Here is a 14,587-nt window from a genome sequence, read left to right as displayed (position 1 = left end):
CCAGCCAATTCGGCCGCCGAAATTGAGGATTTTCTGGCGGTCGGGAGGTAGCAGCGGGGCGAGCGGCCTAGTATCTTACTGACAGAATCATTTCTCCACCCCCTCGCACTCAGGTATGTATTGTCGGGCTTACGTAGTTGTTATGTGCTGGCTGCTGGCCCTGCCGGCTTTGGGGCAGGCGGTGATTGTGCCCGACAGCACCAAGACGCCATACGCTACCACCTCATGGCTAAAGCGCCCGAGCGCGTGGCGAGTAGCCGTACCCGTGGCACTGGTGACGCTGGGCTATATCAGCCGCAACGAGAACCTGCTGGATGAAGCGAAGGAAGAGGTACACGAGGAAACCAGGGCGCATTTCCCCAATTTCCACACCGGACTCGATGATTACTCGCGGCATTTTCCCATCTGGAGTGCCTATGGGCTATATGCAGTTGGGATGAAGGGCGAGCGAGGCGTGGTACCATTTACGGTGTGCTACGGCCTAGCGCACGTGCTAAGCTCGGGTATCGTCAGCAGCCTGAAGCAGGCCAGTCATACGCAGCGGCCCGATAATCCGGCCGATTTCAGCTCGTTTCCCTCAGCCCATACCGCCGAGGCATTCATGACGGCTACGCTGCTGCACGAGCAATTTGGGAAGGGCCGTCCCTGGGTATCGGTGGCGGGCTACGGGGTGGCCACGGCCACCGGGGCTATGCGCATGCTCAATAACCGCCATTGGGTAACGGATGTACTGGCCGGAGCCGGTATCGGGTTCCTCTCGGCCGAAGCTGTGTGGCGCGTGTACCCGGCGGCGGCGCATCTGGTGCCCGGTAAGCTTGGGCAGAAGCTGCTGCTGGTGCCCACTTATGCCCCTGGGGGAGCAGTGGGGGCAATGGTGATGCTTCGGAACTGATGTACGCGTATCCGGTCCGCCGTTGCCATGCTGCTGATGCTCACAGTTTCTAGCGTAGTACCAGGTATGGCTGCAGCTTTCCAAGCGTAGCCTCATCCAGCACGCGGATTTGCCGCAGGTCGGTGGGCTGGCGGAAGGGGCCGTGCTGCTGCCGGAACGCCACCAGCACCCGGGCCAGCCGCTTACCCACGTAGGGGTGGGCCTGCAATACCTCAAAGGAAGCGTTGTTGACATCCACCAGCGCAGGACTGAATCCATCGGCCACAAACGTGTACTTGCGCAGGCTGTCCACCAGATCGGGGGCATCGCGCAGGGCGTAGATTTCGGCAAGCTGCTCTTCGCGCAGGAAGCCGCCCAGCCGCTGCCGGTACTCCACCACGCGCCGCGCATAGCCGCGCCCAATTCCCCGAATCTGCATCAGCTGGGTGGTATCGGCCGTATTTACATCAAATGCCGCCAGCCGCATCGGCTTGCGGGCGAAGTGGCCGGGGGTGGCTTCAAACGGCTTCCGGTTGGGGTACTGGTTGGAATATTGGCCGGGCGGCGTGCGGGCGTAGGTTCCGGCCCCGCGCGGCGGCAGTTGCTCCGGTAGCTGAATATAAGGAGCCAGTCGGGCGTAGGTAGTGTCGGAGAGGCCGTAGGCTTTGCGAAGCTGTTCCTTGGCCTTGAAGCCGCCCACCGCGGTTTTGTATTTCACCAGCCGCTCGGCCAGCCAGGCTGGCAAGCCCCGCGCCTGCCAGTCGAGAGCCGTAAACGCGTTGGGGTTGAACGGGGCCAGCGCCACCTGCACTACCCGGGGGCGGGCCGCGTAAGTCCGCTTCGGGTAGCGGCTGGTAAACCGGGGCCGGGTAGTGCGGCGCGCGGCCAGCTCGGCGGCCCATTGGCTAAGCTGGCGTTGGTCGGCGGCGGGGTTGTATTGCGGCAGTGCCGGCCGCAGCAGCGTGGGCAGCCATAGCCAGGCTACCACCAGCAGCAGCAGCAGAACAAAGCCGGAGGTTTCGCGGCGGGAAAAGCCGAAGTAGCGGCGCATGCCCCGCTGGAGTGGCTGCAGCACAGAACGGCGGGCTAGGGGCGGCTGAGCGGGTACCGGGCGCGGGGTAGGAGGGGGCATAACGGAATACGCAGCAGTAACAAATAGTACCGTTGAGTTTAGTCGGAATTTCCTACAAAACCAAGCTGCATCTGCGCGCTTACTTCCTGATTTTTACATCCACCTCGTAGCGGTAGCGCGGCGGGCCGCCCAGCGGAATGGCAAAGAACGGCAGCGCCACCGCGTACTGGTCCGTGACGTAGAACACCAGGTCGTTGGTGGCTTTGGTAAGGGACGTGAGTTGCAGGTCCAGGGAGAGGCCGTGTTCCTTTTCGGCTATCTGGTGGGTGCTGCTGGCCCACACATTATCATCACTTACCTTGGCGGAATGGCCGTTCTTGGCCACGCTGAAGATCTTCAGGCCCACGTCACCGTCCACATCAAAATTGCTTTGCTTGATGCTCACCACTTGGTCGTTCACGAAAGGGTAGAGGTGGGTTTTGGCTCGTTTCTGGGGTGAGAGGCGGAAACTGTACTCATAGGTAAAGGCGTTGCCGCCCTCCACCGGTACGTTTTGGGTGGGCGAAGTGCTCAGGAAGTAGCGGTACAGGTTGCCGTCGTCGCCGGCTTTGCCCTGGGCAATGAGCTTGAACACGTAGCCGTCAAACTCCTTCACAAACTCACCCTCCAGCGGGTTCAGAGGGCCAAAGGTGTACCACTGGTTATCATAGGTTTTTTCAGCTCCGAACCGGGCCTGCTTCAGCAGGGTGCCGGCCCGAAACTGGCCTTTGGGCTCGGTGGCGCGGGCATCGGGGGCGGAGTGGGTGCCCGCGCCACCGTAAAGGCTGAACTCGGTGGTCGTGTTCCAGCCAAATTTGGCCTCATCGTATTGACCACCGCAGTCGGGGTCGAATACGCGGATGTACACGGGCTGGCGGTTTTCCTTCGGAACGAGAAAAAAGAAGGTTTGCGTGAAGTCGTCGTCGCCCCAGCTTTTATCGGCTTGGCTGCCGAAGGTTACCAAAAAGGCAATGTTTTCGCCGGGATTAGGTACGGCCTGGGCCTGGGCAGCCCACGCTACAAAGAGAAAAGCTGCCAGCAAAAAGCCACCCAGGGCCCGCAGAAAAGACAATGCCATATCCCGAAAGTACCGCCCGGCGCGTAAATTCGGCAAAACACTCGGTCAAATGTGGGTTTGCATTGCCGAAACCGCGCCGGGCCCGTATCATTACACCATATTCCGCCTATCCACCAGCCCTTTGTTATGTCTGCTGCCACCCGTACAACCGATTTTCTGGACGCCCTGGCTGCCGATGTGGAGCGGGTGCGGGAAATTACCAACCGCCGCTTCCGCCCCCTCACCGACGACCAGTTGAACCGGGGCCCCGGGCCCGGTAAATGGAGCGTGGGCCAGTGCCTGGAGCATCTTAATATCGTGGGTGGCTTGTATCTGCCGGTTATCAGCCGCAAGGTGAAAGCCGCCAAGGAGCGAGGTTCCGCACCCGCCGATACAGTGGCGCACGGCTTTTTTGGTCGGAAAATGACGGAAGCCATGCGGGCCCCGGCCACCGAAAAGCCCATAAAATCTCCTCAGCAGTACGCACCGAGCGGGTCCCGGCTGCCCCGTACGGTTATTGAAGTGTTCAGCCGCCAACTGGATGAGCTAAGCAACCTCATTGAGCAGGCCCGCCGCGTGAATGCAAATGCCGTGCGTATTCCGAATCCCATCATTCCGCTGCTGATTCCGCGCCTGACCGATGTGCTGGAATTACTGGTGGAGCATATCAAGCGCCACATCGGGCAAGCCGAGCGGGTGCTGGATAGCCGGGAGCTATAAGGTGCTCATCTGGTCAGATATCCACGGACCATCTGGGATCAACGAAGAAAATAAGAAAGCGTGACACTGGTGCCCTGTAGATACGCTTGGTGCTCCAGCTGCCGAGCTAGGTAGTTAGGTAGAAGGGGTAGTAAGCCTATCTGATAAACAGCCTGAACCTGCAGGTTGCGCCAGCTATAGCCGCTGCCCACCTGTAAGCCGGTATCAAAAGGGCGGATGTCAGCACTAGGGCTGCTTCCTAAAATGCCGAAGCCTCCCCCGCTACCTGGGGTGTAGCCATACACAAGGCGGTGTCGGCCTGCTGCATTACGGGTCAGATTTCCCCACGTATCGGTGTAGCGGTACCGGTAGCGCCCGCGCACGCCCATACCGGCGTAGCCACCCAAGAGCAGCTGCCAGCCATTATCCGCCGCACTCGGCCGATACACCAGCAATGCGTGCGCCTGCAGATAAGTAAGACGGTAAGCGTCCTGGCTTTGGTAATAACCAGGTACCGGCCGGCCAAGCTCATCCGTGGCATCATAGGAATAGGCTTCCTGTAAGCGAAAACCTTTCAATGCCCCGCCCAAACCGTATTGCAGGCTCCAGTGGGGTGATAAGTGGGTTTCGGCGAGCAGACCAGCTTGCCAGGTAGGGCGTGCACTGGTCGCGTATGGAGCCTGCCCTTGTAAGCGTACCCAGCCTATCCCACCGCCTGCCTGCACTCCCCAACGAGTACGGCTCTGGGCGACGGTATAATCCGACTCGAACAGTGCTATTACAACACCTATTCCGATACTGAGCAATGATACGCGGTGATGCATAGTAAATATGGGTAGTAAGAATTGCCTGAAGACTAGATGGGTAGAAAGGTACACCTGCCAAGCACCCGCTGCTACGCTACAGAGAGCTAGGCACCACCAGTTTTAAAGTCCTGCATACTGCTGCCCACAAGCGTGCAATACACTTGAGTTATTGAGTGTAAATAATTGGTTATAATATATTTAACTGGTTTTAAAGGAGGTGTAATGGGACGAATTATGAGGATGGAAGGAGGAACATAAAGTCTGAATCAGTTAAGTTTTTTTCTGGTGCACGTGTGGAATCCGGCACCGGCCGGCATCTGGAGTTTTACCAACTTGCTCCGCTTAACCGTTACTGCTGCATGCGTCCTTTCCTGCTAAGCCTGTTTCTGCTGCTGATGTTCTTTGCCACCGGTTCCTCCCAAACGACTCCGCCCGGCGCGAGCGGCCCTAACCCGGCGGCTTGGAAAAAGATTGACCAGCTGCTGGCTAAAGACCAAACGGCCTCGGCGGCTAAGTTGCTGGAGCCGCTGTACCAGCAGGCGCGCCGCCAGCAGAACACGCCCGAGCACCTGCGCACGTTGCTGTACAAGCTACGCCTGCTGGAAGCCCGGGAAGAAGAAGCCGACGTGCAGGCCATTCAGCTGGTGGAGCAGGACCTGCAAACGGCCCAATTTCCGGCCCGGCCGGTGCTGCACAGCCTGCTGGCCCAGCTCTACGCCCGTTACTACGACAACCACCGCTACCAGCTCTACGACCGGACCCGCACCAAATCCGACACTGCTGACCAGAGCCGCCAGGACCTGCGCACCTGGGACGCCGCCCGCCTCGGCGCGGCCGTGGTGCAGCACTACCGCGCCTCAGTGCAGGAAGAACCCCGCCGCCAGCAGCAGCTGAAACTGGCCACGCTGGGCTACCTCACCCGGGGCGGCAGCGCCGAGGGCCGCAGGTTGCGCCCCACCCTCTACGATTTGCTGGCCCACCGCGCCGTGGAGGGCCTCGGCAACGATGAGCTGTACATCACCAAGCCCGCCCAGCAGTTTGAGCTGACGGATGCCGCCCTGTTCGGTCCCGCCCCGGAGTTTGCCCGCCTGAAACTGCAGGCGCCGCAAGCCGATTCGCTGAACGGGCAGTTCCACGCCCTGCAGGTGCTGCAGCAGCTGCTGGCGTTCCGCCTCCAGGATGCTGGCAACCCCGCCGCCCTGGCCGACGCCGACCGGCTGCGGCTGGAGTTCGTGCACGCGCACGCCACGCTGGCCAACAACACCGAGCTGTACCGCGCCGCTTTGGCCCGCGCCGCCGACATGTACAAAGCCCTGCCCATTAGCGCGGAGCTACGGGTGCTGGAAGCCGACATTTGGGAAGAAACCGACCCCGCCAAAGCCCACGCGCTGGCCGTAGCTGCCGAGAAGCAGTTCCCAAAATCCCGGGGCGGGCGGCAGGCTACTGCGCTACGCCAGCGGCTGGAGCGAATGGAACTGGCCTTCACCACCGAGGATGTGCTGCTGCCGAATCAACCGTGGCTTCTGCGCCTGACGGTGCGTAATGCCCCGCGACTCTACGCTACGGCTTACCGCGTAAGTAACGCCCAGATGCTGCGGCAGCTGGAGCGGCCGGAGCTGTACCAGAACAAAACCTGGCAGCAGCGCTACGCCCGCGCCCTGGCGGCCAAGCCCGAGGCTACCTGGCAGCTGGAGGTGCCTGGGTCCCAGGACTTCCGTAGCCACACCGTGCAGCACGCCGGGTCTGCCCTGCCGCTGGGCCACTACCTCATCGTGCTGAGTACCGCCGCCAGCAACCCTACCAAGGAGCAAGCCGGCGTGGTAACGGCTTACAGCCAGGTGCAGGTGAGCGAGCTGAGCTACGTGCGTCGCAGCGCCGACCGCACCGAAGGCCCCGAGCTGCTGGTGCTGCACCGCCAGACCGGTGCCCCCCGGCCCGGCGTGCAGGTGCTGCCGTTTTTCCAGTTTTATAACCAGAGCCGCCGCGAGTATCTGCGGCGGCGCGGTGAGCGGCTGACCACCAACACCGAGGGCCAGACCCAGATTCTGGTAGGCCAGTTCACCGGCGAAAACACCCAGATTGAGGCTGCCCTGTTCACCCAGGGGGCTGATTCGCTGCTAATGACCGAGAGTTTGGGCTACTTCATCCCCCGCCGCAACCAGTTGGATCGGGAGGAAGAAGCTCAGCGCCGCACCTTCCTGTACACTGACCGCGCTATCTACCGCCCCGGTCAGACGGTATATTTTAAAGGGATTCTGACGGAAACGCTAGCCGGCAAATCGAAGCTGCTGACCAAGCGGGCCGTGAGTTTGCGGCTGGTGGATGTGAACGGGCAGATGGTCAAGTCGCTCGATTTCGTGACCTCCGAGTTTGGCTCCTTCCACGGCTCTTTCGTGCTGCCCACGGGGTTGTTGAACGGCGAAATGTCGTTGCAAACCGAATACGGCAGCCAGAGCTTCGCGGTGGAAGACTACAAGCGGCCCACGTTCCAGGTGACGTTTGAGCCGGTGAAGGGCACGCCGGTACTGGGGCAGCCCGTAACGGTGCGCGGCAAGGCTACCGCCTACGCCGGCCAGCCCATCGACGGGGCCACGGTGAGTTACCGGGTGGTGCGGCGCACGTTCTGGCCCTTCTTCGGCCGGGGCTTCTACGGCGGCGGCCGGCCCGAGCAAGAAATTCTCAGCGGCACGGCCCGCACCGATTCGGCCGGGGGCTTTGCCATCACCTTCGAGGCCAAAGGTGACGCCATGGCGGCCAATAAGCGCGGCGGCTGGGGGCCCGGCTACGCCTTTGAGGTAACGGCCGACGTAACGGATGCCGCCGGCGAAACCCGTACCGGCACCCAGCGCGTGAGCCTGGGTACCGAGGCCCTGACGCTGCGCCTGGAGCTGCCCGAACAGCTCAACCGCGCCGACGTGCCCACGCCCCGCCTTTTCAGCACCAACGCCGCCGGTGAGGCCCAGCCCGCCCGGGGCCAGCTGCGCCTCTACCGCCTCACGCCGCCCACCCGGCCGCTGCGCCCCCGCCTCTGGGAACAGCCCGAGCGTGAAGCGCTGAGCCAGGAAGAATTCCGCCGCCGCTTCCCGCTGGATGCCTACGGCCGGGAAGACAACGACAGCACCTGGGTCCGCACGCTGGTGCTCACTCAGGATTTCGACACCGACAAAACCCCTCTGCTGCCCGCCTTGCAAACGGCCCTGGCCGCCCAGCCGTCCGGCCGCTACCTGCTGGAAGCCACCGCCGCTTCGGCCGCGGCCGGTCAGCCCGAAGCCCGCGCCGAGCAGCGGTTCACCCTGTTCGACCCCGCTGCCACCACGTTGCCCGTGCCCGCGGCCGACTGGTTTGTGCCGTTACAAGACAGCGTAGCGCCCGGCCAGACCGCCCGCTTTCTGGTGGGCAGCTCCCTGGATGGGGCCCGTGTGTTGCTGGAAGCCGAGGCCAAAGGCGAAACACTGCGCCACGAGTGGCTGACGCTGCGCGCCGGTGAGCAGCGCGTGGTGGAAGTATCCGTGCCCGCCGCCCTCGGCGAAACCCAGCTCTACGTGCACTTCACCCAGGTACGCGACAACCGCCTCTACACCCACACGGCCCCGGTGCAGGTGGCCACGCCGCCCGCCCCGCTGGTGCTCAGCATTGCCACCTTCCGCGACAAGCTGCAGCCCGGCCAGAAGGAAACCTGGCGCGTCACCATCCACCAGACCAACGGCCAGCCCGCCGACGCCGAGCTGCTGGCCACGCTCTACGATAAGTCGCTGGACGTATTCCGCCCCCACGATTTCGCCGCCCCGGAGTTCTATCGGCCCTACTTCCCGCCCACGCTGGCTTGGCAGGGCCGCTTCGGCACGGAGGAAGGGCAGGAGTTGTTTAATTGGTATGTCGCCGAGTACTATCCTGATGCCATTCGTTACCCGCATCTGAATATGTGGGGAGTTGATGGGGAGGATGAAATTCCGGACCAGGAAGAGTTGAAAGACAAAGTAGTTTCCAGCCGAACTGTAAAGGGCAACACAGACAATCCAGCTGATTTGGTAGGATTGGAATCAGCAGCTATGGCCGCTCCGGCCCCTATGGCTTCCCGGGCAATGATGAAGGCCGCTGATACCAGCCAGTTAAATGAGGTAGTGGTAACTGAAGCGGCCGGTGTTCCAAAATCAGTGTCAACCCAACCAGACCTCAGCACCGTGCAGGCCCGCAAGGATTTCCGGGAAACGGCCCTGTGGATGCCCGCCTTGCGTACCAACGCCCAAGGCGAAACTGTGCTGGAGTTCCAGCTGCCCGAAGCCGTGACGCGCTGGCAGCTGCTGGCCCTGGCCCACGACCAGCAGCTGCGCACCGGCCTGCTGCGCCGGGAACTGGTTACGCAAAAGAGCCTACAGGTAACGCCCAACGCCCCCCGCTTCTTCCGGGAAGGCGACCAGCTGACCTTCTCGGCCAAGCTCAGCAACCTCACCGGCCAGGCCCTCAGCGGCACCGCCCAGCTCCTCCTGCTCGACGCCCGCACCCAGCAGCCCCTGGAAAGCCAGCTCCTCAAAAGCCCCGCCCAGGTCAGCTTCAGCCTCAGCGGCAACCAGAGCCGGGCCGTAAGCTGGAACCTCACCATCCCCGAAACCGCCGAGGGCCAACTCCCCCTCGAAGCCATTACCTACCGGGTAGTAGCGAGAGGGGAGTCGAAGGAATTGAAAATTAAAAATGAAGAAGTAAAAAGCAGCCGTGAAGCCCGCAAAGAGGCCAAAAACCAAAAACAATCAACCAAAAACCAACTCGCAACGGTAGAGGATGGCGAGGAAAACACTCTGCCGGTGCTGCCGAACCGGGTGCTGCTAACCGAAACGCTGCCGCTGGCGGTGGTGGGGCCGACTACCCGGGAGTTTGAGCTGAAAAAGCTGACCAGCACCACCTCCGGCACCCGCCGCAACTACTCGCTCACGCTGGAGATGACGCCCAACCCGGCCTGGTACGCCGTGCAGGCGCTGCCCTACCTGATGGAGTACCCCTACGAGTGCTCTGAGCAGACTTTCAGCCGCCTCTACGCCAACCTGCTGGCCGCTAAAATTCTGCAGAGCAACCCCCAGCTGCGTACCATGCTGGCCGAGTGGCAGCGCGCCGCCCAGTCCGGCGACAAAGCCGCCCTCACCAGCAAGCTGGAGCAAAACCAGGAGCTGAAGGCCCTGCTGTTGCAGGAAACGCCCTGGGTGCGCGACGCCCAGAACGAAACCGAGCGGATGCGCCGCCTCGCCGAGCTGTTCGACGAGCCCCGCCTGAAAGTCGAAACCGCCCGCGCCCTGGCCAAGCTTCGCCAGATGCAGCTGCCCGACGGCTCCTTCCCCTGGTTTGAGCGCATGCCCGCCGACCGGTACATCACCCAGCTCATCGTGGCCGGCTTCGGCAAGCTGCAGAAGCTGGGTGCCTTCGATGCCCAACAGGACCCCACCGCCCGCCAAATGCTGCAAAACGCCGTGGCGTATCTGGACGGGGAGTTGCAGGACGACTACACCCAGCTCCGCAAGCAGTCCAAGGTAGACCTGAAGCAAGACCACCTCGCCGATCTGCAGGTGCAGGCCCTGTACGCCCGCAGCTTCTGGCCCGCGCTGGCCGTGCGCAAGGAGGACCAGTCGGCCCAAACGTACTACCAGCAGCAGGCCGCCACTTACTGGCCGGGCCGCACCCGCTACCTGCAGGCCGAAATGGCCCTGGCCCTGCACCGCGCCAAAACTCAGCCCGCTGCCGTGAAGGCCATCCTCACGGCCCTGCAGGAAAACGCCCTGCACTCCCCGGAACTGGGCATGTACTGGAAAGACGTGCGCGGCGGCTACTACTGGCGCGAAGCCCCCACCGAAACCCAGGCCACGCTCATCGAGGCCTTTGATGAAGTGCTGAATGACCAGAAATCGGTGGATGAAATGAAGCTGTGGCTGCTCAGCCAGAAGCGCGTGCAGAACTGGGAAAGCACCCGCGCCACCGCCGACGCCTGCTACGCCCTGCTGCTGCGCGGCTCCAACTGGCTGCATCCCACCCAGCCCCTGCAGGTAACGGTAGGAGGGAAACCCGTGCAGCCCACCAGCCAGCAGGCCGGCACCGGCTACTACAAAGTAACCTGGCCCGCCGCAGATATCAGGCCCGCCCAGGGCCGCGTAACGGTGCAGAAACCCGACGCCGGCGTGGCCTGGGGCGGCCTGTACTGGCAGTACTTCGAGCAGCCCGATAAAGTAACGGCCGCCGTGGGCGGGCTGCAGCTGGAGCGCCGCTTTTACCGGGAGCAGCGCACCGCCGCCGGCCCCGTGCTGGAGCCCCTCACCGCTACCACGCCCCTGCGCGTGGGCGACGTGCTAGTGGTGCGCCTCGTGCTCCGTGCCGACCGGAACCTGGAGTACGTGCATCTGAAGGACCAGCGCGCCGCCGGCCTGGAGCTCATCGGCCAAACCTCGGGCTACCGCTACCAGAGCGGCCTGGGCTACTACGAGAGCCCCCGCGACGCGGCTACCAACTTCTTCATCAGCTACTTCCCCAAAGGCACGCACACCTTCGAGTACCGCCTGCGGGCGGCCCAGGCCGGCAATTTCTCCGGCGGCCTCTCGCAGCTGCAGTGCCTGTACGCCCCCGAGTTTACGGCCCACTCGGCCGGCACCCGGGTACAAATTGCCGGGCAGTAGGGGAGGGAAGCGCTATTGCGTGCTGGGCCAGAGTACGCGGGGTTTTGCCGTAAACGGCCACTGCGAAACCCCGCGTATTCCACCCCGAACCACTGCGTGAAAACGCGCAAGGTTTGGCCTGCCCGCCAACGGATTGTACATTTGCAGTTCGTTTGGTTTTAAGTAAGGATGAAGTTGTTACAACGAGTTGCTTTTCTACTGCTGGCATTGCTATTGAGCACTGCCACGGCCTTCGCTCAGGATGAAGCCAAAGCCACCGCTACCCCTACTCACCTGCCCGGCGAGGAAAAACTATCGGCCCAGGAGCGCGCCGAGCGGGACTTTCTGATGCCCGTGCGCCGCAAGCAGGCCGCCAAGCTGCGGGCCACCGCTGAGGAAGCCGGCGTGCACCAACCCGCCATTGAAGCCACGGCCCACAACCTGGAAGCAGTCGTGCCAGAAGCTGAAAAGCTGGCCCCGGTAGCTGCCCCCGAAGCCAAAGCCGCTCCAGCCGTTGTGCACCGTCGTACCAGCAGCACGCATCGTCGGCACACCAGTACGCACCGCAGTAGTAGCCGGACCTCCTCGCGCAAGAAAACCACGGCGAAAAAAACGAGCTCCAAGAAAACGAGTACTCGGAAAAAGAGCACGCGTCGCCGTTAGCGCCTACTCAAACCCCAGCAAAAAGCCCTACCAATGCATCATCGGTGGGGCTTTTTGCTGAACAATATAATGGTTGGTACGGGGCCGTTGATGATGCTGTCATTTCGCATCCGTGTCGTCTTCCGCCGGATCGGGCGGGGCGACGTGGTAGCGTGGCGTGTGCCAACGGGTTGTGCGAGCCAGCGCTGGGGTCAGTCGCCAGCCGTATCCAATCTGTGCTGTGGCGTAGGAGCCCCGGTGGCGAGCAGTAAGGTTGCCTGATTGGACAGCCCCCGCAGCATCCAGGTAGTCAAGCCGCCGGGTGTCAACTTCGGCCAGCGGCAATAGTCCGCGCTGGTAATCTAGGTTTACCAGTAGAAATTGCCGGCTCGTGAGGGCATACTGAACCTGGAAAGAGGCTCCTATCAACGGCGTCCAACGGCGAGGGTACTGTGTGTGCAATAGTACCACCGGCTGATTGGGCTCGGGCCAGCCGGTAACATTGCCGCCCGCCGTAAAAATCCAGTTTTCATCCGTCAGAAAACGGTTGAGTTGATAGCCGTAACCAAGGCTCAGACCGGCATCCACGTGCCAGCGCGGCCCCCAGGTCAAAACGTCGAGATACTGTAGCCCTACACTGGTGTGCAGCAAACCTCCGGAGCCAAAACCCGCACTCTGCCGTCCGTATCCGCTCCGGTAGTGCAGCATGGGCGATAAGCCGGTAATATGTTGAGCTACACTAAGGCCCAGGCGCGAAGTTAACGGCAGCATGGCCCGTAGTTGTGCGGCCAGCTGGAATGAGCCCCCGGCACTAAAACCCGGTGGCACAGCAGAAGGTCCAAGGCTGGCTGCCGACAACGACACCCCCATACTGCCACTGATTTCCAGGGCGCGTTGGGCTTTGACAGAATTACTCGCTAGGCCCCCAAGTAATAGCAGCCCGCTGCATTTGGATATAAAATGGATTCCCATACATAACAAAGTAAATAGGCTGATTCACTAACGGCTAAATGGGGAATATTCTTGCCTGAGTTATATAAAGAAAAATAGCACATAGCTAGGTGCCATGTGCTATTTTTCTTTCGTATGATTTCAGCCGTTACGCGTCCTGGGGCATCAGGCGCACTACCAGCCCATCCATGCGCGGGTGCAGCCGGATTTGGCAGGAGAGGCGGCTGCCCTGCGTCATCACCGGCAGGCTTTCCAGCATGGCCAGCTCGTCGTCGGAGGGCTCGGGCAGCTCGGGGCCGGCCAGCACTTCCACGTGGCAGGTGCCGCACAGGGCCATGCCGCCGCAGGTAGCTTGAATATCGTAGCCATCGGCCTTCATCACCTCCATCAGGCTCAGACCCATATCCGTCGGGGCCTGAATCTCGCGCCGCTGGCCGGGCGCCTCCTCTACATATACGCGTACGTCGTCAGTCATAATCTGCAATGAGTGAATGAGTGAATGAGTAAATGGGTGAATGAGGAAGCCGTAACGGTCATTACTCATTTACCCATTTACTCATTCACTTCTACAAAGTAGGTACCCCGTTTACGGTGGTGTATTTGAGGGTGTACTTTTTGTCGGGGTAGATGTACTTGAAGGCACCCTGGCACATCAGGGCCGCCTCGTGGAAGCCGCAGAGGATGAGCTTGAGCTTGCCGGGGTAGGTGTTGATGTCGCCGATGGCGAAGATGCCGGGCTCCGAGGTGGAGTAGTCCAGCGTGTTCACCTTCACGGCGTCGTCCTCAATTTCCAGGCCCCAGTCGCCAATCGGACCCAGCTTGGGCGTGAGGCCGAACAGGGGAATAAACGAATCCACGTCCACCTGCTCCGTCTCGCCGGAGTTGGCCGTGATGGTCACGGCGTTGAGGCGGCCGTTGCCGTGTACGTGGGTTACGTTGCTGCTCAGCACCAGCTTCACGCGGCCCGCTTCGTGCAGATTCTTCACTTTCTCGGCCGAGTCGGCCGCGCCGCGGAACGTGGTGCCGCGGTGTACCAGGGTTACTTCCTTGGCTACATCGGCCAGGAAGATGGTCCAGTCAAGGGCCGAGTCGCCGCCGCCGGCAATGACCAGGCGCTGGTTGCGGAAGGTTTCCGGGTCGCGCACCATGTAGTATACGCCTTTGCCGCCTTCAAAATCGGTCAGGCTCTCGATGGCGGGCTTGCGGGGCTCGAAGGAGCCCAGGCCGCCGGCAATGGCAATGGCTTTGCAGTGGATTTCGGTACCGTCGATGGTGGTTACCACGAACGAGCCGTCCTCCAGCTTGCGGTAGCCTTCTACCCGCTCACCCAGCGTAAAGGTGGGGTGGAAGGGCTCAATCTGCCGCATCAGGTTGGTTACCAAATCACCGGCCAGCACCTCCGGGAAGCCCGGAATGTCGTAGATCGGCTTCTTGGGGTAGATTTCCGACAGCTGACCACCTACCTGGGGCAGGGCATCCACCACGTGGCAGCGCAGCTTCAGCAGTCCGGCTTCAAATACGGCAAACAGCCCTACCGGGCCGGCCCCGATAATGCAGATATCGGTGGAAATGGAATTGGTCATGCAACAACAGCGAAAAACGGAACAATAGGCCTGCGTACTCCAGGCCATTGGCTAAACAGCCAACCCCCACAAATCGTTGGCCTGAACGGCAAAATGACTACGTGGCGGGCGTTATGCGGGCGCAAAGATAGGGAGGTATCCCTCAGCCCGGAGTACTGGGGCAAAACTATGCACCCAGGGGGCAAACGGAGCCGCGAAAACAGTGTGCCGCCGAGGGTACTGTGGGGATTTACGGCTG

Annotated in this window: 10 protein-coding genes; 4 read left to right on the top strand and 6 right to left on the bottom strand. The window is 61.8% G+C overall.

Features of this window, described 5'->3' with window-relative positions:
• Window positions 1–142: 142 nt before the first annotated feature.
• Window positions 143–892 carry a phosphatase PAP2 family protein gene (locus ACN19L_RS08215; protein WP_426493033.1) on the top strand — a complete coding sequence of 250 codons (750 nt, stop codon included), beginning with the start codon at window positions 143–145 and terminating at the stop codon, window positions 890–892.
• A 49-nt stretch (window positions 893–941) separates the two neighbouring features.
• Here ACN19L_RS08215 and ACN19L_RS08210 read toward each other — a convergent pair whose 3' ends face one another.
• Together ACN19L_RS08210 and ACN19L_RS08205 are read right to left on the bottom strand one after the other, a co-directional pair.
• Window positions 942–2,003, bottom strand: coding sequence for a ComEA family DNA-binding protein (locus ACN19L_RS08210; protein ID WP_426493032.1), 1,062 nt, complete (start codon window positions 2,001–2,003; stop codon window positions 942–944).
• Window positions 2,004–2,082: 79 nt separating this feature from the next.
• On the bottom strand, window positions 2,083–3,060 hold the full coding sequence (locus ACN19L_RS08205; RefSeq protein ID WP_426493031.1) for a hypothetical protein: 978 nt from the start codon (window positions 3,058–3,060) through the stop codon (window positions 2,083–2,085).
• A gap of 126 nt (window positions 3,061–3,186) precedes the next feature.
• Between ACN19L_RS08205 and ACN19L_RS08200 the strand changes: the two genes are divergently transcribed.
• A complete protein-coding gene (locus ACN19L_RS08200) occupies window positions 3,187–3,759 on the top strand; it encodes a DinB family protein (protein ID WP_426493030.1) in 573 nt (190 codons plus the stop codon).
• Window positions 3,760–3,797: 38 nt separating this feature from the next.
• Here ACN19L_RS08200 and ACN19L_RS08195 read toward each other — a convergent pair whose 3' ends face one another.
• Window positions 3,798–4,562: an outer membrane beta-barrel protein gene (locus tag ACN19L_RS08195; RefSeq protein WP_426493029.1), complete on the bottom strand. Its 765-nt coding sequence runs from the start codon at window positions 4,560–4,562 to the stop codon at window positions 3,798–3,800.
• Window positions 4,563–4,903: 341 nt separating this feature from the next.
• Here ACN19L_RS08195 and ACN19L_RS08190 point away from each other — a divergent pair, with 341 nt between their 5' ends.
• The gene (locus ACN19L_RS08190) at window positions 4,904–11,194 is read left to right on the top strand and encodes an alpha-2-macroglobulin family protein (protein ID WP_426493028.1); all 6,291 of its coding nucleotides are present in this window, start codon (window positions 4,904–4,906) and stop codon (window positions 11,192–11,194) included.
• 168 nt (window positions 11,195–11,362) lie between these two features.
• The gene (locus ACN19L_RS08185; protein WP_426493027.1) at window positions 11,363–11,836 is read left to right on the top strand and encodes a hypothetical protein; all 474 of its coding nucleotides are present in this window, start codon (window positions 11,363–11,365) and stop codon (window positions 11,834–11,836) included.
• 99 nt (window positions 11,837–11,935) lie between these two features.
• On the opposite strand, the gene ACN19L_RS08180 is transcribed toward ACN19L_RS08185, so the two are convergent.
• From ACN19L_RS08180 to ACN19L_RS08170, 3 genes are all read right to left on the bottom strand, one after another.
• A complete protein-coding gene (locus ACN19L_RS08180; protein WP_426493026.1) occupies window positions 11,936–12,427 on the bottom strand; it encodes a hypothetical protein in 492 nt (163 codons plus the stop codon).
• Between the two features lie 487 nt (window positions 12,428–12,914).
• Complete coding sequence (locus ACN19L_RS08175) at window positions 12,915–13,241, bottom strand: 2Fe-2S iron-sulfur cluster-binding protein (RefSeq protein WP_125417987.1); 327 nt, start codon at window positions 13,239–13,241, stop codon at window positions 12,915–12,917.
• Between the two features lie 91 nt (window positions 13,242–13,332).
• Complete coding sequence (locus tag ACN19L_RS08170) at window positions 13,333–14,349, bottom strand: NAD(P)/FAD-dependent oxidoreductase (RefSeq protein ID WP_426493025.1); 1,017 nt, start codon at window positions 14,347–14,349, stop codon at window positions 13,333–13,335.
• Window positions 14,350–14,587 lie beyond the last annotated feature (238 nt).

The sequence above is a fragment of the Hymenobacter sp. 102 genome, from assembly GCF_049949205.1.
In the GTDB taxonomy this organism is placed as follows: Bacteria; Bacteroidota; Bacteroidia; order Cytophagales; family Hymenobacteraceae; genus Hymenobacter.
Note: the sequence above shows the minus strand (reverse complement) of the source record. Positions and strands in the feature narration are given on the sequence as shown.